The sequence below is a fragment of the Nocardia sp. NPDC059195 genome, from assembly GCF_042754695.1.
Classification (GTDB): Bacteria; Actinomycetota; Actinomycetes; order Mycobacteriales; family Mycobacteriaceae; genus Nocardia.
In genome coordinates, this window is record NZ_JBHZBG010000041.1 from 1 (window position 1) to 23,976 (window position 23,976).

A 23,976-nucleotide genomic window follows, 5' to 3' on the forward strand; every position below is an offset into this window, starting at 1 on the left:
TCAGGGCTCGAGACTAACGCCTTCGGCGTAGCGCTTTCGAGCCCTGATCGGCGACCCGGCCGCGGACCGGCCACTTCGTGGCCGCCGCTCCCCAGAGGTCGCGGGTGCGGGGCTGGGAATGCGGTCATGGCGGATCTCGGGTGTATGTTTCGGTGTCAGTCGGTGGTGACGACCGTCGCGTAGGTGGCGGTCAGGCCGGCGATGAACGCGGTGAGCGCCAATTCGAAACTGTCGTCATCGATTTCGTCGGCGATCGCGCGCAGGAGATGCGCCTGATTCAGGTGCGGGTACCGGTCGCGGTAGACCTGCACATCGTCGGCGAAGCCGCCGGCGAAGGAGCCCACTGTCGAGCCCATGACCAGGTAGCGGGTGGCCGCGCCGATCATGGTGGCGTAACGCGGTGGCCAGCCCGCGCCGACCAGACCGCCGTGGACGGCGTCGGCGGCGCGTAGATTCTCGGCGCGGCGGCCCGGACCCGTTGCCAGGTACGGCACGAAATTCGGGTGGGTGGCCAGTGCTGTGCGATAGCTGCGCGCCCAGTCCGCGAGTGCTCGATCCCAGCTCACGGCGTCGAAGGCTGAGGTGTCGACGAGGCTCATGATACCGGTGGCGATGTCGTCGAACAGGTCGTCCTTGTTCGGGTAGTGGCCGTAGAGCGAGGCGGCCTGCACGCCGAGTTCGGCGCCCAGCTTGCGCATGGAGACCTCGGCGAGCCCGTCGCGGTCGATCAGGACCAGCGCGGCGTCGCGAATTCGCTCGCGGCTCAACAGCGGTACGCGCGGCCTCGCCATGCGGCACTCCATCTCTCTCGTGGGGAATCGAACGGTATCACCGATGCCGAAAATGACTCTTGATTAACCGAACGCCGTTAGGCTACGGTTCGCACGTAAACCTAACACCGTATGGTTCAGGAGTGATTCCGTGGATTTCCAGCTCACCCCCGCGCAGTCCGACCTGTGCGAACTCGCCCGCACGTGGGTGGACAGGGAAGTCGTGCCGTATGCCGCCCAGTGGGATCGCGACGAATCGGTTGACCCGGCGATCGTCGGCAAGCTCGGGGCGCTGGGCTTCCTCGGCATCGGGATCACCGAGGAATACGGCGGCTCCGGCGGCGACACCGTCGACTACTGCCTGCTGCTCGAGGAGCTCGGGCGCGGTGACAGCGCGGTGCGCGGCATCGTGTCGGTCTCGCTCGGCCTGTTCGGCAAGTCGATCGCCGCGTACGGCACCGAGGAGCAGAAGCTGCGGTTCCTGCCGGGAATCTGTGCCGGTTCGCTGCTCGGTTGTTTCGCGCTGACCGAGCCCGGCACCGGCTCCGATGCCGCGAACCTGGACACCCGCGCCACCCGCGACGGGTCGGATTGGGTCATCTCCGGCACCAAGATCTTCATCACCAACGGCACCTGGGCCGATCACGCGCTGGTGTTCGCGCGGACCGGCGGACCGGGGCCCAAGGGTGTCACCGCGTTCGTAGTGCCCACGGACGCACCGGGTTTCGGCCGAACCGAGATCAAGGGCAAGCTCGGCCTGCGCGGCCAGGCCACCGCCGAACTCGTCCTCGACGGGGTTCGCGTGCCCGACTCTCTGCGTCTCGGCGAGCAGGGCCAGGGCTTCCGGATCGCGATGTCCGCGCTCGACAAGGGCCGCATCGGGGTCGCGGCCGGGTGTGTCGGGGTGGCCCGCGCTTGCCTGGAGGCGGCGGTCCGCTACGCGGGCGAACGTGCACAGTTCGGCAAGCCGATCGCCGGGTACCAGCTGGTTCAGGAGTTGCTCTCCGATATCGCCGTCGAGACCGATGCCGCCCGCCTACTAGCTTGGCGCGCTGCCGATCTCGCCGACCGCGGTGAACCCTTCGGTACCGCCGCGTCGATGGCGAAGCTGTTCGCCTCCGAAGCCGCGGTCTCCGCCGCCAACAACGCGATCCAGGTGTTCGGCGGCTACGGCTACATCGACGAATACCCGGTCGCCAAGTATCTGCGCGACGCTCGCGTGCTGACGCTCTACGAGGGCACCACCCAGATCCAGAAACTGCTCATCGGGCGCGCGCTCACCGGCGTGAACGCCATTGTCTGACACAGGAGTACGACCCATGACCCACAGAACTGCCTTCGTCACCGGTGCGGCCCGCGGCATCGGCGCGGCGACCGCGGCCCGCTTGGCCGAAGCCGGCTTCACCCTGGCGGTCGTCGATCTCGACGCCGACGCCGCCGTCCTGGCCGCCGGGAAGATCAACGCGGCCGGCGGTACCGCGATCGGCCTCGGCTGCGATGTCGCCGACGAGGCGCAGGTGAACGACGCGGTGGCGCGCACCGTGGCCGAGCTCGGCTCGCTCGACGTGCTCGTGAACAACGCGGGTGTGCTGCGCGACAACCTGCTGTTCAAGATGTCGGTCGACGACTGGGACACCGTCATGGCGGTGCACCTGCGCGGTGCGTTCCTGTGCAGCAAGGCCGCGCAGAAGCACATGGTGGACAACGGTGGCGGCGCCATCGTCAACACCTCGAGCGTCTCGGCGCTGGGCAACCGCGGCCAGGCCAACTACGCGGCGGCCAAAGCCGGCATCCAGGGCCTGACCCGCACGCTGGCCATGGAACTCGGCCCGTTCGGGATTCGCGTCAACGCCGTCGCCCCCGGCTTCATCGCCACCGAGATGACCGCGGCCACCGCGGCGCGGATGGGCGTGAGCGCCGAGGACCTGCAGGCGAAGACCGCCGAGATCACCCCGCTGCGACGGGTCGGTGTGCCTGCCGATATCGCGAACGTTGTCGCGTTTCTCGCCTCCGACGATGCCGGATTCGTCACCGGACAGACCGTGTATGTCGACGGCGGACGCCGTCTCTAGATTTCGGAGAACGTCATGCAGAGAACAGTTTTCAACGAAGAGCACGAGGCGTTCCGCAAGACCGTGCGCGCGTTCATCGAATCGCAGGTCTCGCCGGTCTACGACCAGTGGTACGAGGCAGGCATCGCGCCGCGCGAATTCTACGGCCGGCTGGCCGACCTCGGTGTGTTCGGAATCGAGGTGCCAGAGGAATACGGTGGCGCCGGCCTCGAATCGTTCAAATTCCAGGCGATCCTGCTGGAGGAAACCACCCGCGCCGGTGTGTCTTTCGGTGGTTCGGGCGTGCACGTCGGCCTGTGTCTGCCGTATCTGAAGAGCCTCGCGACCGAAGAGCAGAAGCAGCGCTGGCTACCGGGGTTCGTCACGGGCGAGATCATGTTCGCGATCGCCATGACCGAGCCCGGTACCGGCTCCGACCTCGCCGGAATGCGGACCACCGCACAGCTTTCCGATGATGGCACACACTATGTGCTCAACGGTGCCAAGACCTTCATCACCGGTGGCGTGCATGCCGACCGGGTGATCGTGTGCGCGCGGACCGCCCCGGCGCCGGACACCGATCGCCGCCACGGGATCTCGCTGCTCGTCGTCGACACGAAGTCGCCGGGATACGCGGTGGGGCGCAAGCTGGACAAGCTGGGTCTGAAGGTGTCCGACACCGCCGAGCTGTCCTTCACCGACGTGCGGGTTCCGGTCTCGGACCTGCTGGGCGAGGCGAACAAGGGTTTCGGTTACCTCGGCCAGAATCTGCCGCAGGAACGGCTCTCGATCGCGCTCGGTGCCTACGCCCAGGCCAAGGCGGCGATCCGGTTCACCCTCGAATACACCAGGGGCCGCAGCGTTTTCGGTCAGCCTGTCGCGCAGTTCCAGAACACCAAGTTCGAACTCGCGGCCTGTCGGGCCGAGGTCGACGCGGCCGAAGCGGTCGTCGACCGGGCGCTGGAGGCCCTCGACCGCGACGAGCTCACCGCCGCCGACGCGGCCTCGGCCAAACTGTTCTGCTCCGAGGTGGCCTCGCGGGTGATCGACCGCTGCCTGCAGTTGCACGGCGGCTACGGCTACATCAACGAGTACCCGGTGGCTCGCCTGTACGCCGACAACCGGGTCAACCGGATCTACGGCGGCACCAGTGAGGTAATGAAGATGATCATCGCCAAGGACATGGGCCTGTGAACACCGTGAACGCCACTCTCTCCCTGGCGAGCATTCTCGCCGAACCCGCCCGCCGCAGGCCCGATCACCTCGCGCTGATCGAAGGCGATACCCGCATCACCTTCGTCGAGCTGTGGCGCCAGGCCCGCGAACAAGCGGGTGCCCTGATCGCGCGTGGTGTGAAACCCGGTGATCGGGTCGGGCTGCTGTGCCCGAACACCGCCGACTTCCCCCGCGCCTACTTCGCCATCCTGGCCGCGGGCGCGACCGTGGTGCCCGTACACCTGCTGCTCACCGCGCCGGAAATGGCGTACGTGCTGCGCGACAGCGGTGCCTCGCTGACTGATCTGTCATCCGATGGTCGCGGCAACGGGTACCGAAGCTGCGAGTAGTGCGGGCATCGATGCCGTGGTGCCCGAAGAGCTTGTCGGCGAGGCGATCTCGAACTTCGTCTCGCGTGGCCCCCTCGACACCGCCGTCGTTTTCTACACCAGCGGCACCACCGGTACACCCAAGGGCGCCGAACTCAGCCATCTCAATATGGTGATGTGCGCGACGGTGAACACCTTCGACGCCAACGAGATCCACCGAGACGACATCGCCCTCGGCGCGCTGCCGCTGTTCCACGTGTTCGGGCAGACGGTGTCGATGAATTCGCAGTGGCGGGTCGGCGGCACCCTGGTGCTGATGCCGAGATTCGATGCGGCCGCGGCAGTTTCACTGATGGCCGCCGAGCGGGTCAACCTGTTCCACGGTGTGCCCACCATGTACCTGTCGCTGATCGAGGCGGCGGCTTCGGCACCGGAATTGCCGGAGCTGAAATTGTGCATCAGCGGTGGCGCCGCACTGCCCGTCGCCGTGCTCGAGGAATTCGAGCGGATCTTCCGCGCACCGGTGCTCGAGGGATACGGCCTGTCGGAGACCTCACCGACCGCCGCGGTGAACCAGCCGTGCTTCGGCTCCGAAGCAGGCACCGTGGGACATCCGGTGTGGGGAGTCGACGTGGAGATCGCCGATCCCGCGATCACCGATCGCATCGCGATGCTGCCCATCGGCGAGGTCGGGGAGGTGGTGGTGCGTGGGCACAACGTGTTCAGCGGCTACACCGGCAGGCCGGAGGCGACGGCCGCCGCCGTGGTCGACGGCTGGTTCCGGACCGGCGACCTCGGTACCCGCGACAAGACCGGCCGGGTGCGCATCGTCGACCGGATCAAGGAGATGATCCTGCGCGGCGGCTTCAACGTCTATCCGACCGAGGTCGAGGCGGCCCTGCTGCGCCACCCGAATATCGCGCAGGTCGCGGTGATCGGCGTGCCCGACGCGCATTACGGTGAGGAGATCGTGGCGGTCGTCGTGCCCGACGGTGCGTTGACCGAGCAGGAAGTGATCGACTTCGCCAAGCTGGCGGTCGCGAAGTACAAGTACCCGCGCCGGGTCGAGTTCGTCACCGAGCTGCCGCTGGGCCCCACCCACAAAGTTCTCAAACGCGAACTGCGCCAACGTTTCGGAGGATCGGCATGACCACGGATTTCGCAGATTTCGACGCCGTGCGCGCCGCGGTCGGAACCGAACTCGGCCCCAGCGACTGGGTCACCGTCGACCAGCGCCGCATCGACCTGTTCGCCGAGGCCACCGACGACCACCAGTGGATCCACGTCGACGCCGAACGCGCCGCCGCGGGCCCCTATGGCACCACCATCGCCCACGGCTTCCTCACCCTGTCGCTGATCGTGCCCATGACCCAGCAGATCATGACCGTCAGCGCCGCGAAGGCAGGCATCAACTACGGCCTCGACCGAGTTCGCTTCCTCACCCCGGTCCCCGTCGACAGCCGCATTCGCGCCCACCTCACGCTCACCGAGGTCACCGAAGTCCCCGGCGGCGTCCAGATCCATCGCCATGTCATCGTCGAACTGGAAAACGCCGACCGCCCGGCCTGTGTAGCCGACTCCATCGCCCGCTGCCTGCTCTGAACTGTCTGCGGCACCTGGCGCTGATCGCGGCGACCGCTTCGCCAACCGAGCCGTCGTGGTGGGCGGAACCGCTGGGAGCTACGGAGAAGGCGACGAGCATCGTGGTCCTTTCGGTGGGTGGGTCTCATGGTCGGTGGGCGACTGCCCAACTGTGCGCCGACGCGCGGGGGAGTGGACGCGACCATTACCCTCTATCGGGTGGCGATATCCAAGGTCGAGCGGCTGATGAATCTGGTCATCGCGCTGCTGTCGACCAGGCAGTTCCTGAGTGCGGAACGTATTCGCGCCAGCGTGGCCGGTTACGAGGACTCCGCGACCGACGAGGCGTTCAGCCGGATGTTCGAGCGCGACAAGAACGAATTGCGCGATCTGGGCATTCCCCTGGAAGTCGGTCCGGTGGGACGGTTCTCGACACTCGAGGGGTACCGGATCAACCGCGACGCCTACGAGCTGCCCGATATCGACCTGTCGAGCGAGGAAGCCGCGGCGGTCGCCGTCGCGGTGCAGATGTGGGCCTCACCGGAATTGGCGGGCGCGGCCGAGGGCGCGCTGCTGAAGCTGCGCGCGGCCGGGGTCACCGTCGAGACCGACAACGTCGGGGTGTCGGTGCCCGCGGTGCCCGCACGCACCCGCGGGTCGGAACCGGTGCTGCGGGAACTCCTTGCGGCGATCGACGCGGGTCAGGCGGTGCGGTTCGGCCACCACAGTGCCGTCACCGATCCGTTCGTGACCCGCGATGTCGAACCGTGGGGTGTGGTGACCCGGCACGGGCGCTGGTATCTCGTCGGGCACGACCGCGAACGTGATGCCGTTCGCACGTTCCGGTTGTCGCGGATCGGTGGTCAGGTGCGGCCGTACGGTCCGGTCGACACGGTGCACAAGCCCGCGCACACCGACCTGCGCGCGATCGTCGACCGGGTCACCGGCGATGCTCCCGTCACCGGGTCGGCCACCGTGTGGGTCGCCAAGGGCCGTGGACGCGAATTGCGCCGCATCGGCACCGAAGTCGACACCCGAGATCTCGGCGGTCGCCCCGGCTCGGTGTTAGAGGTGCCGGTCCGATCCAAGGACTGGGTGGCCCGGCTGATCACCGGCCTCGGGCCCGATGTCCTCGTGCTCGAACCACCGGAACTGCGCGCCGACGTGATGAACCGGCTACGGTCGGTACTCGACCACACGGAGGTCACGTCGTGAGTTCGCGTCTGTCGCTACGCCTTTCGCGCCTGCTGAACATGGTGCCGTACCTGCTCGCGCACCCGGGTATCAGCGCGGCCGAGGCCGCCGCCGAACTGGGTGTCACCACCAAACAGCTGATGAGCGACCTCAACCAGCTGTGGATGTGCGGGTTGCCTGGCTACGGTCCCGGCGATCTGATCGACCTGTCGTTCTCCGAGGAGAGCATCGAGGTCACCTTCTCGGCCGGCATCGAACGGCCGCTGCGGCTGACCTCCACCGAGGCCACCGCACTGCTGGTGGCCCTGCGCTCTATCGTGGAAATGCCGGGGATGGTCGACCCGACCGCCGCGCACGCCGCCATCGCCAAGATCGAATCGGCGATCGCCAGCACCGATGCGGTCGTCACCGGCAAACCGGTCGAGGTCCCCGTCGAGAAGCCGGTGGTCGCGACCGTGCGCGCCGCGCTCGCCGACGCGCGGGCACTGCGCCTGGTCTATTACTCGGCCAGCCGTGACGAGGTGTCCGAACGCGTCGTCGACCCGATTCGTGTCGTGCTGGTCGACAACAACAGCTACCTGCAGGCCTGGTGCAGGCAAGCCGAAGGCGTTCGCCTGTTCCGATTCGACCGGATCGAAGACGCCATCGAACTCGACGAACCAGCCCACCCGCCGAGCCACGCCGCCGCCGACGCGGCCGCACTCGACCTGTTCCAGGACGACCCCGACGTGCCGCTGGCCCGGCTACGGATCCGCGCCGACTACGCGTGGGTGCTCGACCAATACCCCATGCACCGCATCGAGTCCCGGCCCGACGGCAGCATCGAGGCGGGAATGCGGTTCGCCTCGGCCGACTGGATGGCCCGCCTGCTACTCGGCTTCGGCACCGGCGTCAGCGTGCTCGGGCCATCGGAACTCGTGGCGGCGGTGCGCGATCGCGCCGCCGCCGCCCTGGCGGCCTACGCGGCCGCCGGACTGCTCGAGGAGACTGAACCGGCGTGAACCAGCGAGTCCTGATCCTCGGTGCGGGCAGCGTCGGGGTCTTCATCGGCGGTCACCTGGCCGCGGCAGGCCTGGAAGTGATCTTCGTCGGCCGTCAGCGGGTGCTCGACGATATCGCCGATCACGGCCTGCACCTGACCGACCTCGACGGTGGCTCGATCGAAGTATCACCCGACCGATTCGGGCTGGCGTTGGCACCGGACGAACCGGAACTGGCCGACCTTGTCCTGGTGACCGTGAAATCCGCCGACACCGCCGCCGCGGTCCGACCCGTCGCGGGTCGATTACGCCCGGGCACCCCCGTGGTGAGCTTGCAAAACGGCATCGGCAACGACACCCTGATCCGGGAGATCCTGCCCACCTGCGTCGTGATGGCGGGGATGGTGCCGTTCAACGTGGTGCATCGTGGCCACGGCAGCTTCCATCGTGGCAGTGACGGCGTTCTCGCCATCCAGGACGATCCGGTGGTCGAACGGTTCGCCGACAAGTTCCGCGCGGCCGGGCTGCCGTTGCGCCGCTACCGCGACCTGCGTCCGGTGCAATGGGCCAAGCTCCTGCTCAATCTGAACAATCCGATCAACGCGCTGTCGGGCAGGCCGCTGCGCGAGGAGCTCGCCGAGCGCGACTACCGCCGCTGCCTCGCGCTGACCCAGGCCGAAGCCCTCGCCGTGATGAACACTGCGCGAATTCGCCCCGCGCAGCTCACCCCCGTGCCGCCCGAGTTGATGGTGCATTTGCTGCGTGTTCCCGACGCTGTCTTCCGGCGGGTGTTCGGCCGTGTGCTCGCCATCGATCCGTTGGCCCGCTCGTCGATGGCCGATGACCTCGCGCTCGGCCGACGCACCGAAATCGCGTGGTTGTGTGGGGAAATCGTGCGCCTGGGCGAGATGGTGGGGCACCCGACGCCGGTCAACCGGCGGCTGACGGAGCTGATCAGGATCGCCGAGTCCGGCGACACCGTGCGATTCACCGGAAGCCGGTTGTTCGCCGACCTGACCGGGGCGGCGGCCGCTGTCGCGGATTGAACGCGTGGCGAACACCGCTGCGGCTGGGCGGTCATCGCCGTCCGAACCCAGGTAGCATCGGTAATCACCACAGTCTTTGGAGGTATCTGATAATGGGCACGTTCAGCTGGACGCACCTGCTGATCATCGCGTTGCTGTTCGTTCTGCTCTTCGGCGCGAAGCGGCTTCCCGACGCGGCACGCGGCCTCGGCCGCTCGCTGCGCATCTTCAAGAGCGAGGTCGGGCAGATGCAGGCGGAGTCGACGACTTCCGACGCACCGCAGGCCACCACGGCCACCCCCGCGCCGCAGCAGCAGTTGTCCGCGTCCGCGACGCAGGCACAGACCCCGATCGTCGAACCGCAGCAGGGCCACAAAACCCTCTGACCTCGGCCATCACCCCGGGGCGGTAGTGACCGCTCCGGGGCGAAGTGCTGTGTAGTCGAGCATCCGCCGAACCGAGGGTTAGAGGCCACCACCCACCATGCGCATCCCGTTCGATCCCCGGCGCACCAAGCGCAGGACGAATCCCGACGGCACCATGTCGTTGGTCGAGCACCTGCAGGAATTGCGCACCCGGCTGTTGCTGGCACTGGCCGCGATCGCGGTGACCACGCTGATCGGCTTCTTCTGGTACGCGCACACCCTCTTCGGGCTGGAGAGCCTCGGCGAGATCTTGCGCGGCCCCTACTGCGCGCTGCCCGAATCGGCGCGGGCCACCCTGACTCCCGACGGCGCCTGCCGGCTCCTCGCCACCGGACCGTTCGACCAGTTCATGCTCCGGTTGAAGGTCGGGTTCACCGCAGGCGTGGTGATCGCGACGCCGTTCTGGCTGTATCAGCTGTGGGCGTTCATCACCCCGGGGCTGTACGCGAAGGAACGCAAGCTCGCGGTCGGTTTCGTGGTGACGGGCTCGGTGCTGTTCGTGACGGGCGCTGTGCTGGCCTATGTGGTGGTGTCGCACGCGTTGTCGTTCCTGATGACCATCGGCGACAACGTCCAGATCACCGCGTTGAGCGGTAACCAGTACTTCGGTTTCATCATCCAGTTGCTGATCATCTTCGGCGTCAGCTTCGAGACCCCGTTGATCATCATCGGGCTGAACCTGGTCGGGGTACTGCCCTACGCCAAGCTCAAGGCGTGGCGGCGCGGGATGATCTTCGGCCTGTTCGTCTTCGCCGCGATCGTCACCCCACAGGACCCGTTCTCCATGCTCGCGCTCGCGATCGCGCTGACCGTGCTGTTCGAGCTCGCGGTCCAGTTCTCGCGGTTCAGCGATGCTCGCAAGGCCCGCCGGGAGGCGAAGGAGGGCTGGGGCACCCTCGACGACGAACAGGCTTCACCGCTGCAGACCCCCGAACCGGTGGCGTCCGCCGATCCGGTGCGTGACCCGGAGAAAACCGCGCGCCCGGTGTCGGACTACTCCGATACGCTCTGAGGGGTGACCGACACTCCGGGGCTGCCCAGCGAACTGGCGAAATTCGCCGGTGAAATCTCCTTCGATCTGGACCCCTTCCAGAGCACCGCGTGCGCGGCGTTGGAAGACGGGCACAGCGTGCTCGTGTGCGCCCCTACCGGTGCGGGCAAGACGATCGTCGGTGAGTTCGCCGTGCACATGGCGCTGGCCTCGGGCGGAAAGTGCTTCTACACCACACCGATCAAGGCGCTGTCGAATCAGAAGTTCGCCGATCTCACCGCCCGCTACGGGCGCGACAGTGTCGGCCTGCTCACCGGTGACCAGTCGATCAACCCCGCCGCGCCGGTGGTCGTGATGACCACCGAGGTGCTGCGCAACATGCTCTACGCGTCCTCGGACTCGCTGCACGGCCTGTCCTACGTCGTGATGGACGAGGTGCACTACCTGGCCGACCGATTCCGCGGCGCGGTGTGGGAGGAAGTGATCCTGCACCTGCCACCGGATGTGCGCCTGGTGAGCCTGTCGGCGACGGTGTCCAACGCCGAGGAGTTCGGCGCGTGGATGGAAACCGTGCGCGGCGACACCGCGGTGGTGGTAGACGAGACAAGACCGGTGCCGCTGTGGCAGCACGTGATGGTCGGGCGGCGGATGTTCGACCTGTTCGACACCAAGTCCAGCGATCGCAAGGTCGTGGTCGACGAAGACCTCGTCCGGTTCATCCGCCAGCGGGAGAGCGCCGAACGGATGCACGGCTACGGCGGTCCGCGCGGTCGCGGCGGTCGCGGTGGCAACTTCCGGCCGCTGCCGCGACCCGACGTGCTCGCGCGCCTCGACGAGGAAGACCTGCTGCCCGCGATCACGTTCATCTTCAGCCGCGCGGGCTGCGACGGCGCGCTGGCCCAGTGCCTGCGCGCCCGCCTCGATCTGAGTCGTCCCGGCGAGGCCGAGCAGATCGACGAGATCATCGAGAAGCACACCGGCGACCTGCCCAAGGGTGATCTGGAGGTGCTCGGCTACTGGGAGTGGCGCGAGGCGCTGCACCGCGGCCTGGCCTCCCATCACGCCGGCATGCTGCCCGCGTTCCGGCACACCGTCGAGGACCTGTTCGTCAAGGGTCTGGTGCGCGCGGTGTTCGCCACCGAAACCCTGGCACTCGGCATCAATATGCCCGCCCGCACGGTGGTTCTCGAGCGCCTGGTGAAGTTCAACGGTGAAACCCACGCCGAGCTGACTCCTGGCGAATACACCCAGCTCACCGGTCGTGCGGGCAGGCGCGGCATCGACGTCGAAGGCCACGCGGTGGTGCTGTGGCAGCCTGAGGTCGACACCAGTGCGGTGGCCGGCCTGGCCTCCACCCGCACCTACCCGCTGCGCAGTTCGTTCCGGCCCGGCTACAACATGTCGATCAACCTGATCGACAGGATGGGCGCCCAGGAGGCCAGAACGCTGCTCGAAAGGTCGTTCGCCCAGTTCCAGGCCGACCGGTCGGTCGTCGGTCTCGTCCGTGGCATCGAACGCAACGAGGGCGCGCTGCGCAAGCTGGAGAGCCAGCTCGGTGGCGTCGACGGCGATTTCATGGAGTACCTGTCGCTGCGCGACCGGATCAAGCAGCGTGAGCGCGATATCCAGCAGCAGGGCCGGGCCGACCGGCGCGGCGCCGCGGTGAACGCGCTGATCGGCTTGCGTCGGGGCGACGTGGTATCCATCCCGGTGGGTAAACGTTCCGGGCTCGCGGTGATTCTCGAACCCGACCAGACGCCCGGCGACCCGCGTCCGCTGGTGCTGACCGAGGACCACTGGGCAGGTCGGGTGTCCGCGGCCGATTTCCCAGAGCCCGCCGAAGCACTCGGGCGCATGGATCTGCCGCGCCGGGTCGATCACCGGACCGCGCGCATCCGCCGCGACTTGGCCTCGGCGTTGCGCGGCACCGGGATCTCGGCTCCGCGCCGGAGTAAGCGCAACGATCGTGTTCGCGGCGGCGAAGATCGTCAACTCTCGACGCTGCGGCGCAGTCTGCGTTCCCATCCCGCGCACGATCGTCCCGATCGGGAGCAACTGAGCCGCACCGGCGAGCGGTATTCGCGCCTCGCCCGCGAGACCGAGACGATGCGCCAGAAGGTTGCCGCGACCACGAATTCGCTGGCGCGCACCTTCGACCGGATCGTCGGGCTGCTCGAGGAACGCGGATTCGTCGCCCACGGTGAGGTGACCGCCGACGGCAGGCGGCTGGCCAGGATCTACGCCGAGAGCGATCTCGTGGTCGCCGAGGCCTTGCGTCAGGGTCTGTGGCGCGGACTCGGCCCGGCCGAGCTCGCCGCGGTGGTATCGACGCTGGTCTACGAATCGCGCCAGGAATCCGGCCTGCTGACACCGGCGGGCCCGACCGACCCGATCCGCCGGGCGGTCGCGGCCACCATCGAAGTGTGGTCGGACCTGCGCTCCGACGAGGCGCGGCACAAACTTCCGCCCACGCGCGAACCCGATCTGGGATTCGTCACCGGGGTGCACAAATGGGCGCGCGGTGACGCGTTGGCCGAGGCGTTGCTGGCCAGTGGCGACCAGGGCACCACGATGTCGGCGGGCGATTTCGTGCGATGGTGCAGGCAGGTGATCGATCTGCTCGACCAGATCCACAACACCGCCGACGACCCCGAGATCGCGTCCACCGCGGCCAAGGCGGTGCGTGCCGTACGGCGGGGTGTCGTCGCGGTGGACGCCGCGTAGTCGGGGCGTCTGTGATTTGATTTCTTCGCGTACCGACCGTGAGGCGGATGTCGTGCGAATGCGGCAGGCCCGGCGCGGGGGGCTACCGTATGGATTAATGATGCGAGTGGAGGCGAGTGGATGAGCGGCCCTTACGGACCGAACAACCCCGGGGAGGGGAATAACGATCCCACCCAGCACTGGGGGGGTCAGCAGGGGGCCGGTGGCGCCGGTCCCACCCAGCACTGGGGTGGCGCGCAGCAGCCGCCGCAACAGGGCGCCCAGCCCACCCAGCAGTGGGGTGACCCGAACCAGCAGCCGCAGCAGCAGTGGGGGCAGCAGCCCCAGCAGCCGCAGCAGCCGTGGGGTCAGCAACCGCAGCAGGGTGGCGTGCCGCCGCAGCAACCGACCGGACCGCAGCAGCAGTGGGGCCAGACCCAGCCGCCTCCGCAGGACTGGAACAACCAGGCCGCCGGCGCGTCGCAGCAGCAGTGGGGTCAGCAGTCCGCGCCGCAGCAGCAGTGGGGGCAGCAGCCCGCGCCGCAGCAGCAGTGGGGCCAGCAGCCGCAGCAGTCCTCCGGCGGCAAGAGCAAGGGTCTGATCATCGGGCTCATCGCCGCGGGCGTGCTCGTGGTCGCCGCGGTCATCGGTCTGCTCCTGGTCGTGCTCTCCTCCGACGAACTCGACAACGCGGCCGTGCAGGACGGTGTCTCGCGCGTGCTGAAGGACTCCTACGGCATCGCCGACGTCTCCGATGTCAGCTGCCCTTCCGGCCAAGCAGTGAAGGTCGACGCGACCTTCACCTGCGACCTGAAGGTCAGCGGCGAGGCGAAGAAGGTCACGGTCAAGATCACCAAGGAAGACGGCACCTACGAGGTCGGCCGCCCCAACTAGGCGCTCGCGCTACGTTTTCCGGGCCGTCCGCGAATTCGCGGGCGGCCCGGTGTCGTTTCCGGTGTCGCATGGCCGGTCGGACGGGTGGCTCTGTCGCGAACTCGTCGCGGGCGGGTCAGTCGGCGTGTGCCGCGGTCAGCGCGGTGACCAGGCGGGTGATCGGACTCTCGGCGTTGTACGCGGCGGCCAACGCGAGCAGCCGGTCGGGGTCGGCCGGCGTGGCGGGCAGGACATCCGGACGCGACAAGATGATATCGGCGTCGCGGACTACCCGCACGACCGGTGCGGCGACCTTCAGATAGTCCTGCGCGGCACCGAGTTTCGCGCGCACGCCCTTGGCGATATCGGAACCCGGATCGGCGACGGCGGCCATGAGGGCGTCGAGCGAGCCGAACTTCGTGATCAGCTGGGCGGCGGACTTGTCGCCGATGCCCGCCACCCCGGGCAGGCCGTCGGAGGCGTCGCCGCGCAGCGTCGCCATATCGGCATAGGCCGGTCCCGCATTCTGTTCGGGCACACCGTATTTCGCCGAGAGCTCCGCGGGGCCGAACAGTTCGGCCTTGGCCAGACCGCGACCGACGTAGAGCACCCGAACCGGTGGAGTCGGCTCGTCGCGCACCAACTGCAGTAGGTCGCGGTCACCGCTGACGACGACAACCGGGTCGGTGCGTTCTCTGCTCGCGAGGGTGCCGAGCACATCGTCGGCCTCGAGGCCTTCGGCGCCACCGGTCGCGATGCCCGCCGCGGCCAGCACCTCGAGGATCATCTCGACCTGCGGGGTGAGGGTGTCGGGCACTTCCTCCGCGCCGGGTGCCGCACTGGTGCTGGTGTCGAGTCGGTGCGCCTTGTACGAGGGCACGAGCGCCACCCGGAACGGGGGCCGCCAATCGAGGTCGAGCCCGACGACGAGCCTGCTCGGGCGATGTTTGGTGACCAGCGAGGCCACCATGTCGGTGAATCCGCGCACCGCGTTCACCGACCGACCGTCGGCGCCTCGGAGCTTGTCGGGGATGGCGTAATAGGCGCGGAACCAGAGGCTGGCGCCATCGAGGATCAACAGGGGTCCACGGGTGCTCTCGTCAGCGGTCACCCGGTGATTGTGCCCCGAACCACCGACACCGTGGCCGTGGCCGTGCCGATGGGCGTCGGTGGCCGAGGTCGCCTCGGGGCGGGTAACGTCGGATTCTATGAGCGCGCACACGGATGCCAGGTTCGCGGCGAAGGTCTACGGTCAGCGTCTGGAGCGGGCGGTCGAGTTGATGCGGGCGGCGCATCTGGACGCCCTGCTGATCACCCCAGGGCCCGACTTGCGCTACCTGATCGGTTCGGCCGCGGAATCCTTCGAGAGGCTCACCTGCCTGGTGATCCCGGCCGACGGAGCGAATCCGTCGGTGGTCATCCCGAAACTCGAGCTCGCTTCCCTCGGTGATTCCGCGGCGGGCGAACTCGGCCTGCAGGTGCTCGACTGGGTCGACGGCGTCGATCCGTACCAGCTGGTCCGCTCGATATTGCACGCCGGTTCCCGCATCGCGGTCGCCGACGCCATGCCCGCCCTGCACCTGATCCCGCTCGCCGAGTCGACGACCGGGCTGCCCGCCTCGGCGACGCCGGTGCTCCGCGAGTCGCGAATGATCAAGGACGAGGCCGAGATCGACGCGCTGCGCCGAGCGGGCGCGGCCATCGATCGCGTGCACGCGCGGATGGGCGAATTCCTGCGGGCGGGTCGCACCGAGGCCGAGGTGAGCGCCGATATCACCGCCGCGATCGTCGAGGAAGGCCATACCGAGGCGGCGTTCGTCATCGTCGGCAGTGGCCCGCACGGTGCCGACCCGCACCACGAGGTGTCCGATCGCGTCATCGAAGCGGGCGACGTGGTCGTCATCGATATCGGTGGCCCCGTCGCACCCGGCTACTACTCCGACTCGACCCGCACCTACGTGCTCGGTACCCCCAGCCCGCAGATCGTCGAGCGGATGGCAGTCCTCGAGGCGGCCCAGGCCGCCGCGGTCGCGGCGGTGCGGCCGGGGGTGAGCGCGGAGTCCATCGACGCCGCCGCCCGCGCTGTGCTCGCCGACGCGGGCCTCGGCGACGCCTTCATCCACCGCACCGGGCACGGCATCGGCCTGTCGGTGCACGAGGAGCCCTACATCGTGGCGGGCAACGACCTGGTGCTCGAACCGGGCATGGCGTTCAGCATCGAACCGGGAATCTACTTCCGCGGCGAATGGGGCGCGCGGATCGAGGACATCGTGGTCGTCACCGAGGACGGCGTCGAGTCGATGAACAACCGGCCGCACGGCCTGACGGTGTTGTAGGCGGCGCGGACTATTGGAGAGTGCTCGACGAGAGCACTCGGCGCACCTGGATCGCGACGACGACCCGCGTCGGATTCTCGCGGGGCACCCGGTACCGCTCGGTGTAGCGGCGGACGGCCGCCGCGACGTCGGCGCTGTCGTCGAGCACTGTCGCAGGCCCTTCGAGGGTGAGCCAGCGCGCCCCGTCGACCTGGCTCACCGCCGCGTAGCCACCGCGCGCGGCATTGCGCGCCTTCACCGACGCGCCATCGGTGATCACGCGGGCGATCCCGCTCTCGGGATCCCAGGTGAATCCCACCGCGACCACGTGCGGGGTGCCGTCGGCGCGCAGCGTGGTGAGCGTGGCCAGGTGCCGCTCGGTGACGAACCCGATGGCGGCGGGGGAGAGCTGTGCGGTGGCGGTCGGCATGCCGGAAACGGTAGTCGGGCCGACCGGCGCTCACTTGCGCGGGTTTCGGCTGCGCCCGGAACCCAGGCAGGCCGAATCCGGCCGCGCCGGCCGGATGACAGACTGGCGCTATGGGAATGCAGCAGAACGATGGGCCGGTGCTGGTCCTGGGCGGGCGCAGTGAGATCGGCCTGGAAGTGGCGCGCAGGCTGGCACCAGGGCGGGTGGTGATCCTGGCCGCCCGCCGGGCCGACGCGTTGGACGTCGAGATCGAACAGGTGCGCGCGGCAGGCGCGACCGCCGTGCACACCGTGGAATTCGACGCCGACGAGATCGCCACCCACGCGCCGCTGCTGGAGAAGCTCGCCGCCGAGCACGGTGGCATCGCGACCGCGGTCCTCGCATTCGGTGTACTCGGCGATCAGGACCGTGCCGAACACGACCCGGCGCACGCCGTCGCCGTCGTGCACACCGACTTTGTCGCCCAGGTCAGCGTCCTCACGACCCTGGCGACCCTGATGCGTGCGCAGGAGTCGGGCCAGATCGTCGTCTTCAGCTCGATCGCGGGCGTGCGCGTGCGCCGGGCGAACTATGTCTACGGTTCGGCCAAAGCGGGCCTGGACGGCTTCGCCAGCGGCCTCGGCGACGCCCTGCACGGTACCGGCGTGCAACTGCTGCTGGTTCGCTCGGGCTTCGTGATCGGCCGCATGACCACCGGCATGGACCCCGCCCCCATGTCCAGTACGCCGGACCAGGTCGCCGACGCGGTCGTCCGCAGTCTCGGCAAGGGCGCCACCCGAGTCGCCGTCCCCGGCCGACTGGCCCTGGCCTTCTTCGTGATGCGGCTGCTCCCGCAATCCGTCTGGCGCCGGATGCCACGGTGACCGCGTCGGGCGATGGGCTTTCCGAGGGAAGCGGCCTGGCGTCGGATCCGGTCGTGACCGGTGGGTCGGGGACCGGTGATTCCGCGGTCAGCGCGTCAGCGGCCGGTACGGACTGGACCGGGCACCAGATCGTGGTGGCCGGAATCGGAGCCGACGGCTGGTCCGGACTGGGGGACAACGTCCGCGGAGCCGTCGGTGACTGTGACATCGTGTTCGGATCCGCACGTCAACTGGCGCTGCTCCCGGCGAGCGAGATCGAACGCGTACCGTGGCCGACGCCGCTGCTGCCCGCACTACCGGAGCTGTTCGCGCGCAATGCCGGTCGACGCATCGGCGTCCTCGCCAGCGGTGATCCCATGTTCTACGGAATCGGCGTCACCCTGGCCCGCCGGTTCGGCCCGGCGGCGCTGCGCGTGTTCCCGCAGCCCTCCTCGGCATCGCTGGCATGTGCCCGGCTCGGTTGGCCACTGGCCGAAACCCCGGTGGTGAGCGTGGTTGCCCGGCCATTGCCCACCGTGCTGCCCGAATTGTCCGAAAGTCGTCGGATCCTCGTCCTCAGCGAAGACGAGACAACGCCGAGCCGGATCGCGGAACTACTGCGCGACAACGGGTTCGGCGCCTCGACACTGACCGTCCTCGAACAACTCGGCGGCCCCACCGAACACCTGCGCACCGGCCCCGCCGCTACTTGGCCGCACCCGCCTGGCGACCCACTCAACATCGTCGCCATCGACTGTCGTGCCGACCCGGGCACCCGCCGCGACACCCGCCTGCCCGGCCTGGCCGACACCGCCTTCACCGGCGACGGCCAGCTCACCAAAGCCGAGGTCCGCGCCCTCACCGTCACTGCTCTCGCCCCCGCACCGGGGGAAATGCTGTGGGATATCGGCGGCGGCTCGGGCAGTATCGCCATCGAATGGTGTCGCACCCATCCGCTGTGCCGGGCCGTCACATTCGAACGACTGCCCGCCCGCCGCGAGCAAATCGCGACCAATATCGACGCGCTCGGGGTGCCGGGAATAACGATCCGCGGTGAGGTGCGCTCAGAGTTAGCCGAAGAAACGATCCCGGCGCCCGACGCCATATTTCTCGGTGGCGGCCTCACCCAGGACGGGATGTTCGAGCGGTGCTGGCAACGCCTGCGCCCCGGTGGCCGCCTCGTCGCCAACGCGGTCACCGCGGAATCGGAAGCGCTGCTGCTCGACTGGTCTACCGGGTTCGGCGGAACCCTGCGCAAATTTCAGATCTATCGAGGTGAACCGCTGGGCGGGTTCACAGCCTGGCGACCGCACTTGCCGGTGGCCCAGTGGATTGTCCGAAAACCCGCTGGTCGACGGAGCGCGGACCCGTAGTCCCGATCACGATCAGATCACGCGCAGATCACGATGAATCCGTTGTCGCAGGGTCCGCGCGCCGTAAAAGTTTCGGACCGAACGTGTAGAACCCTCGGCCCGGGGGTATGGTCGGTGCCGTTCCGGGTAATCCCCCCGGTGCGTTTTCCATGATGGAGAGTTACATGAAGTACTCGAAGTTCGATGGCGATGCCGGTGCCGATGATTTCGGAGGGCTGTCCTGAGAGTTTTGATCCTCGGTGGCACCGGCGAGGCCAGGGAGTTGGCGCGCAGAGCGTCCGGCGAGCGCGGACTCGACATCGTGTCCTCCCTCGCCGGTCGGGTCGCCAATCCGCGGCTGCCGGTCGGTGCGGTCCGCGTGGGTGGGTTCGGTGGCGTCGAGGGCCTCCGAACCTGGCTACGCGAGAACGCGATCGACGCTGTCGTGGATGCGACCCATCCCTTCGCCGCGAAGGTGAGCGCGCACGCGGCCACCGCCGCGGCCGAGCTGGACATCCCGGCGCTGCATCTGCGCCGCCCGGAGTGGGTGCAGCGGGGCGGTGACCTGTGGACCCGGGTGCCCGATCTCGCGTCGGCGGCCGCGGCCCTGACCGACCGCGACGAACAGGTCCTGCTGACCATCGGCCGCCAGGGCGTCGGCGCGTTCGTCGGCTGCACGGGGCACGGTTTCGTGATCCGCTCCATCGACGCTCCCGAGGTCCCGCTGCCGCCGCGTGCCAAGCTGTTGCTGGCGCGTGGGCCGTTCACTTTCGATGAAGAACTCGTGCTGATGTCGCGCCATCGCATCGATGTGCTGGTCACCAAGAACAGCGGCGGTGAGCAGACCGAGGCGAAGATCTTCGCTGCCCGCACCGCGGGTCTGCCGGTGATCATGGTCGACCGGCCACCGCTGCCCGCGGGCGCGGTCACCGTGGCCGAGGTCGGCGACGCTGTCGAGTGGTTGCGCGAGTCCGCGTCGCACCGGGTGCGCTGAATCCGGTCGCGTTCGGTCGGGCCGCGGGTGGGTCGAACCGGAGTCAGCGTGGCGTCGGCGGTGTGAAGATCGTCGGCAGCTGGTCGAACCAGTGCAGGACCGCGCGCTCGTAGGCGATGCCGAATTCCAGGGTCGCCCGCTGGTTGGGGGCCAGGGCGGTCTCGTCTTCGTCGAGGTAGCGGTCGAGGCGATCCTGATGAATGTTCTTGTTGGCGGCGATGATTCGATCCCGATGAACCGGATCCAGGTGCTCGCCGAAGGACAGCGTGAGCAGTAGCGGCACCCGGATGGTCTCCGCGCCCGGATCGCGCCCGATCCATTCCGCGAAGGCCTCGCGCCCGATATCGGTGATCCGGTACGGCGTGCGCTCCCTGGCGCCGCGTTCGCCCTTGGTCACCAGGCCCGCGGCGTCCATCGTGGACAGTTCGCGATAGACCTGGCTCTGCGTGATGGTCCAGAAGTCGCCGATGCGTTGCTGGGCCTGGGTGGCTAGATCCCAGCCCGACTTCGGACCCTCGTGCAGGAACCCGAGTAGCGAGGCCGCGGTGGAGTTCAGTGGGCGGCGTCGGGTCGCGATGTCGGTCAACGGTCAACTCCCTTCGAACTACATTCCTAAGTGGAACGTTACGCCTGGGTGGGCGGTTCGCCAATAGTGCCGCCTGTCGCGGCGAGTTCGCCGGGCCGGGTGCGGCGGTGATGCTCGCGCGCTGAGCACCACCGCCGCGGTGGTCGACCCGTCAGGCTCAGGCCAACGCGAGGTTCAGGATGTCACCGTCGGCCAGTTCGTAGGACGCCAGTGTTGCGGAGTCCTCGAGCTTGATCTCGCTCTCGGTGATGAGCTGCTGATCAGCCACCGGAACGCCGGTCTGTTCCTTGATGAGAACCTTCAGGTCCTGCACGGTGGCTGTGGTGTCGACACTGACCGAGATGGGCTCGCCGTCCAAGCCGTTGACCGTCACGGTGATGGCGCTCGCGGTCTCGGCGAGGGGTGCCCCTGGCACGCTGGGCAACTTGGGTGCGACGGGCGCGGCCGGCAGCTCGGGTGCGCCCGGCAGCTTCGGTGTGCCCGGCAGCTCGGGTGTGCCCGGCAGCTCGGGAACCCCGGGTACCGAGGGCGCCGAGGGGAGGGGCGGCAGGGCCGACGCGGTGACCGGCAGGATCCCGGCGACGGGAACCGCGATGGCGGCGGCTATCAGGCCGGCCGTCACACCGCGCCGTAATCGGGTGCTGAGGGTGTGCTGTGCGTGGTGCTGAACACTCATCGTGGTGAATCCTTTCATCGTCCTCGTGGGACGCGTTGGGGAATCGAACCAGGAAACGAGCTGTCACGCTGTTGTGCTCGCGGGCAGGCCCGCGGAACCAGTGTGCCACCGCAGGTGCGGATCGCCGGGCCTCGCCGACCGCGAGGGTCGCCGAGGATCGCGGCGGTTTTCGGTCGCCCACGGGTCGCCGGGGGTGCCTGCTGCGCCGATTCGGCAGCCGCTCGGCGCGGGTCGTGCGGGGTGCCGACCGTGCGGTTGCCGATGTCCCGACGCGGACTACCGGCTCGGCACCGACCCGTACCTGCGCGAGGTGAAGACGCGGGTGCCTTCCGGCGTGTCGAAGGTGGTGGTGGTCGAGGATCCGATGATCAGCAGTGTGCGCATGTCGACCTCGTCCGGATCCAGCTCGCCCAAGGTGGTCACCCGGACCGATTCGGTCGGCCCGCCGACATCGCGGCCCAGCACCACCGGCGTCTGTGGCGGGCGGTGTTCGAGCAGTACCTCGCGCATGGCGCCGACCTGCCAGCCTCGTTGCGAGGAGGCCGGGTTGTAGATCGCGATAGCCATATCGGCCGCGGCGACCGCCGAAAGACGTTGTGCGACAACATCCCACGGTTTGAGCCGGTCCGACAACGAGATCATCGCGTAGTCGTGGCCCAGCGGCGCGCCGACCCGGCTCGCCACCGCGTTGGCGGCGGTCAGGCCCGGCAGCACCCGCACCGGGACATCCTTGAACTGTGGTTCGGCCGACACCTCGAGGACGGCAGCCGCCATGGCGAAAACGCCCGGATCGCCGGAGGATACGACGGCGACGCGAGCACCACGCTTGGCCATATCGAGGGCCATCGCGGCCCGTTCGGATTCGACCTTGTTGTCGCTGGCGTGCCTGCGCTGACCCGCCTGCTCGGGGACGCGATTGATGTAGGTGGTGTAGCCGACGAGATCCGTCGCCTCGGCCAATGCGGCGCTGACCTGGGGCGTCGTCCAGTCCGCGTCGCCGGGACCGAGACCGATGACAACGACTTCGCCCGGCACAGCCGCTGATCCCTCCGGCGAGACGCGCGGTGCGGTCACGAGGCCACTGGGCGCGGAGGCCGCGGCTGTGCGGTTCGGCTCGGCCGCCGCGGTGATCGAGCGGTCGGGCCGGGACTCGACAGATGCCGTGCGGTCAGGCGCGGTGGTTGTCAGGTCCGCCGCGGTGGCGGGCTGCCGGCCGGAAGCATCGCGAACGGGGATCGCTGTGGTCGGCGTCGGACCAGGGACGAGGGTGATGGAGAAGTACGGAACGTCCGCCTCGTCGACGTCGGCCGCGGCGAGTACCCGCTGACGCGTGCTGCTCGCGCGTTCGACGTAGTAGGCGTCCTGTAGCCGACCGGAATCCGAAAGCGCCTGGCGCACACCGGGAAACGTGCGCCCCAGCTTCATGATCGCGGCGGCGTCCGTCTCGCGCAGGCGCTCGGTCAGTTCTGCCACGGGCATGGTGCCGGGCAGCACCGTCAGCACCTGCTCACCCTCGACGAGGGGAGTGCCCAGCGCCGCCGATGCCGCACTGACCGAGGTGATACCGGGAACGATCTCGGCGTCGAATCGATCGGCCAGTCGCCGGTGCATGTGCATATAGGAGGAGTAGAACAGCGGATCACCGGCGGCGAGCAGCGCGACGGTGCGCCCCGCGGCCAGGTGGGTGGCCAGGCGCGCGGCCGCCTGCTCGTAGAACTCGTCGATCGCCCCCTGATACCCACCGGGGTGATCGGTCGTCTCCACGGTCACCGGGTAGACGAGGTGCTCCTCGATCTGCCCCGGGCGCAGGTACGGCGCCGCGATGGCGCGCGAGATGCTGCGCCCGTGCTTGGCGCTGTGGAACGCGACCACATCGGCTTCGGCGATGAGCCGGGCGGCCTTCACCGTCACCAATTCCGGATCGCCGGGACCAAGGCCGATACCCCACAGTTTGCCGGTGCTGATCTCACTCACTCCTGTTCGCTCGCAATCGCATTCAGTGCCGAAGCGGTGATCGCGCTGCCACCCCGCCTGCCGCGGACGGTCAAATACTCGATCCCGTCGAAGTCGATCAGCGCCTGCTTGGATTCGGCGGCCCCGATGAACCCGACCGGGATGCCGATGATCGCGGCGGGTCGCGGCGCACCGGCGTCGAGCATGTCGAGCAGATGGAACAGCGCGGTCGGTGCGTTGCCGATGGCTACCACCGCACCGTCGAGCTGCTCGCGCAGCAGTTCCAGTGCCGCCACCGAGCGTGTGTTGCCCAGTCGCGCGGCGAGTTCGGGCACGCGCGGATCGGTGAGGTTGCACAGCACCGCGTTGTCGGCGGGCAGGCGCTTGCGGGTCACCCCCGAGGCGACCATATTGGCATCGCAGATGATCGGCTTGCCCGCGTGCAGCGCGGCGCGCGCGGCGGCGACCACACCGGCGGAGTAGGCGATATCGGGGGCCAGGTCGACTTGACCGCAGCCGTGGATCATTCGCACCGCCACCCGCTCGACATCGGCGGGGAAACCGGCGAGATCGGCCTCGGCGCGGATCGTCGCGAACGAGCGCCGATAGATCTCGGCCCCGTCGGTGAGGTAGCTGGTACGCACGTCGGACATGCCGACAACCCTAGAACCTGGGTCTGACGTGGTGTCCG

At 68.6% G+C, this 23,976-nt stretch carries 24 protein-coding genes; 17 read left to right on the forward strand and 7 right to left on the reverse strand.

What is annotated here, in order from left to right; genetic code table 11:
• Positions 1 to 155: 155 nt before the first annotated feature.
• Complete coding sequence (locus ACFXKN_RS31315) at positions 156 to 791, reverse strand: TetR/AcrR family transcriptional regulator (RefSeq protein ID WP_379434422.1); 636 nt, start codon at positions 789 to 791, stop codon at positions 156 to 158.
• Positions 792 to 921: 130 nt separating this feature from the next.
• Between ACFXKN_RS31315 and ACFXKN_RS31320 the strand changes: the two genes are divergently transcribed.
• The 13 genes from ACFXKN_RS31320 (at position 922) to ACFXKN_RS31380 (ending at position 14,158) form a co-directional block, all read left to right on the forward strand.
• Positions 922 to 2,073 (forward strand): acyl-CoA dehydrogenase family protein, encoded by a 1,152-nt coding sequence (locus ACFXKN_RS31320; protein ID WP_379434424.1) that lies wholly within the window; start codon positions 922 to 924, stop codon positions 2,071 to 2,073.
• Between the two features lie 16 nt (positions 2,074 to 2,089).
• Positions 2,090 to 2,842 carry a 3-oxoacyl-ACP reductase FabG gene (gene fabG, locus ACFXKN_RS31325; RefSeq protein WP_378952001.1) on the forward strand — a complete coding sequence of 251 codons (753 nt, stop codon included), beginning with the start codon at positions 2,090 to 2,092 and terminating at the stop codon, positions 2,840 to 2,842.
• A gap of 15 nt (positions 2,843 to 2,857) precedes the next feature.
• A complete protein-coding gene (locus ACFXKN_RS31330) occupies positions 2,858 to 4,015 on the forward strand; it encodes an acyl-CoA dehydrogenase family protein (RefSeq protein ID WP_379434426.1) in 1,158 nt (385 codons plus the stop codon).
• Positions 4,012 to 4,386 (forward strand): AMP-binding protein, encoded by a 375-nt coding sequence (locus ACFXKN_RS31335; protein WP_378951995.1) that lies wholly within the window; start codon positions 4,012 to 4,014, stop codon positions 4,384 to 4,386. Before ACFXKN_RS31330 ends, ACFXKN_RS31335 begins: the two co-directional genes overlap by 4 nt.
• A complete protein-coding gene (locus ACFXKN_RS31340) occupies positions 4,352 to 5,515 on the forward strand; it encodes an AMP-binding protein (protein ID WP_378951992.1) in 1,164 nt (387 codons plus the stop codon). The genes ACFXKN_RS31335 and ACFXKN_RS31340 overlap by 35 nt, the downstream gene beginning before the upstream one ends.
• Complete coding sequence (locus tag ACFXKN_RS31345) at positions 5,512 to 5,967, forward strand: MaoC family dehydratase (protein ID WP_378951989.1); 456 nt, start codon at positions 5,512 to 5,514, stop codon at positions 5,965 to 5,967. Before ACFXKN_RS31340 ends, ACFXKN_RS31345 begins: the two co-directional genes overlap by 4 nt.
• A gap of 198 nt (positions 5,968 to 6,165) precedes the next feature.
• Entirely contained in the window at positions 6,166 to 7,161 is a 996-nt protein-coding gene (locus ACFXKN_RS31350; RefSeq protein WP_378951985.1) for a helix-turn-helix transcriptional regulator, read from the forward strand.
• On the forward strand, positions 7,158 to 8,141 hold the full coding sequence (locus tag ACFXKN_RS31355) for a helix-turn-helix transcriptional regulator (protein WP_378951982.1): 984 nt from the start codon (positions 7,158 to 7,160) through the stop codon (positions 8,139 to 8,141). Before ACFXKN_RS31350 ends, ACFXKN_RS31355 begins: the two co-directional genes overlap by 4 nt.
• A complete protein-coding gene (locus ACFXKN_RS31360) occupies positions 8,138 to 9,166 on the forward strand; it encodes a 2-dehydropantoate 2-reductase (RefSeq protein ID WP_378951979.1) in 1,029 nt (342 codons plus the stop codon). The genes ACFXKN_RS31355 and ACFXKN_RS31360 overlap by 4 nt, the downstream gene beginning before the upstream one ends.
• Positions 9,167 to 9,258: 92 nt before the next feature.
• Positions 9,259 to 9,531: a Sec-independent protein translocase subunit TatA gene (tatA, locus tag ACFXKN_RS31365; RefSeq protein ID WP_378951976.1), complete on the forward strand. Its 273-nt coding sequence runs from the start codon at positions 9,259 to 9,261 to the stop codon at positions 9,529 to 9,531.
• A gap of 97 nt (positions 9,532 to 9,628) precedes the next feature.
• On the forward strand, positions 9,629 to 10,582 hold the full coding sequence (gene tatC / locus ACFXKN_RS31370) for a twin-arginine translocase subunit TatC (protein ID WP_378951973.1): 954 nt from the start codon (positions 9,629 to 9,631) through the stop codon (positions 10,580 to 10,582).
• A 3-nt stretch (positions 10,583 to 10,585) separates the two neighbouring features.
• Positions 10,586 to 13,285: a DEAD/DEAH box helicase gene (locus tag ACFXKN_RS31375; RefSeq protein ID WP_378951970.1), complete on the forward strand. Its 2,700-nt coding sequence runs from the start codon at positions 10,586 to 10,588 to the stop codon at positions 13,283 to 13,285.
• 120 nt (positions 13,286 to 13,405) lie between these two features.
• Entirely contained in the window at positions 13,406 to 14,158 is a 753-nt protein-coding gene (locus ACFXKN_RS31380) for a DUF4333 domain-containing protein (protein ID WP_379434432.1), read from the forward strand.
• A gap of 115 nt (positions 14,159 to 14,273) precedes the next feature.
• Here the strand turns inward: ACFXKN_RS31380 and ACFXKN_RS31385 are convergent, their stop codons facing one another.
• Positions 14,274 to 15,248: a 5'-3' exonuclease H3TH domain-containing protein gene (locus tag ACFXKN_RS31385; protein ID WP_379434448.1), complete on the reverse strand. Its 975-nt coding sequence runs from the start codon at positions 15,246 to 15,248 to the stop codon at positions 14,274 to 14,276.
• Between the two features lie 97 nt (positions 15,249 to 15,345).
• On the opposite strand from ACFXKN_RS31385, the gene ACFXKN_RS31390 reads away from it, so the two are divergent.
• The gene (locus ACFXKN_RS31390; RefSeq protein ID WP_379434434.1) at positions 15,346 to 16,473 is read left to right on the forward strand and encodes a M24 family metallopeptidase; all 1,128 of its coding nucleotides are present in this window, start codon (positions 15,346 to 15,348) and stop codon (positions 16,471 to 16,473) included.
• A gap of 10 nt (positions 16,474 to 16,483) precedes the next feature.
• Here ACFXKN_RS31390 and ACFXKN_RS31395 read toward each other — a convergent pair whose 3' ends face one another.
• On the reverse strand, positions 16,484 to 16,882 hold the full coding sequence (locus tag ACFXKN_RS31395) for a TIGR03618 family F420-dependent PPOX class oxidoreductase (protein WP_378951961.1): 399 nt from the start codon (positions 16,880 to 16,882) through the stop codon (positions 16,484 to 16,486).
• A gap of 110 nt (positions 16,883 to 16,992) precedes the next feature.
• Here ACFXKN_RS31395 and ACFXKN_RS31400 point away from each other — a divergent pair, with 110 nt between their 5' ends.
• The 3 genes from ACFXKN_RS31400 (at position 16,993) to ACFXKN_RS31410 (ending at position 20,070) form a co-directional block, all read left to right on the forward strand.
• Positions 16,993 to 17,745: an SDR family NAD(P)-dependent oxidoreductase gene (locus ACFXKN_RS31400; protein WP_378951958.1), complete on the forward strand. Its 753-nt coding sequence runs from the start codon at positions 16,993 to 16,995 to the stop codon at positions 17,743 to 17,745.
• Positions 17,746 to 17,873: 128 nt separating this feature from the next.
• A complete protein-coding gene (gene cbiE / locus ACFXKN_RS31405; protein WP_378952060.1) occupies positions 17,874 to 19,097 on the forward strand; it encodes a precorrin-6y C5,15-methyltransferase (decarboxylating) subunit CbiE in 1,224 nt (407 codons plus the stop codon).
• 220 nt (positions 19,098 to 19,317) lie between these two features.
• The gene (locus tag ACFXKN_RS31410; RefSeq protein WP_378952057.1) at positions 19,318 to 20,070 is read left to right on the forward strand and encodes a cobalt-precorrin-6A reductase; all 753 of its coding nucleotides are present in this window, start codon (positions 19,318 to 19,320) and stop codon (positions 20,068 to 20,070) included.
• A gap of 43 nt (positions 20,071 to 20,113) precedes the next feature.
• Here ACFXKN_RS31410 and ACFXKN_RS31415 read toward each other — a convergent pair whose 3' ends face one another.
• The 4 genes from ACFXKN_RS31415 to ACFXKN_RS31430 form a co-directional block, all read right to left on the reverse strand.
• Positions 20,114 to 20,656: a PadR family transcriptional regulator gene (locus tag ACFXKN_RS31415; protein WP_378951955.1), complete on the reverse strand. Its 543-nt coding sequence runs from the start codon at positions 20,654 to 20,656 to the stop codon at positions 20,114 to 20,116.
• Positions 20,657 to 20,813: 157 nt separating this feature from the next.
• Positions 20,814 to 21,332, reverse strand: coding sequence for a ubiquitin-like protein (locus ACFXKN_RS31420; protein WP_378951952.1), 519 nt, complete (start codon positions 21,330 to 21,332; stop codon positions 20,814 to 20,816).
• Positions 21,333 to 21,608: 276 nt separating this feature from the next.
• Positions 21,609 to 23,297, reverse strand: a complete 1,689-nt coding sequence (gene cobJ, locus ACFXKN_RS31425; protein WP_379434451.1) for a precorrin-3B C(17)-methyltransferase — start codon at positions 23,295 to 23,297, stop codon at positions 21,609 to 21,611.
• Between the two features lie 5 nt (positions 23,298 to 23,302).
• Positions 23,303 to 23,938 (reverse strand): precorrin-8X methylmutase, encoded by a 636-nt coding sequence (locus ACFXKN_RS31430; RefSeq protein ID WP_378951949.1) that lies wholly within the window; start codon positions 23,936 to 23,938, stop codon positions 23,303 to 23,305.
• Positions 23,939 to 23,976: the final 38 nt, after the last annotated feature.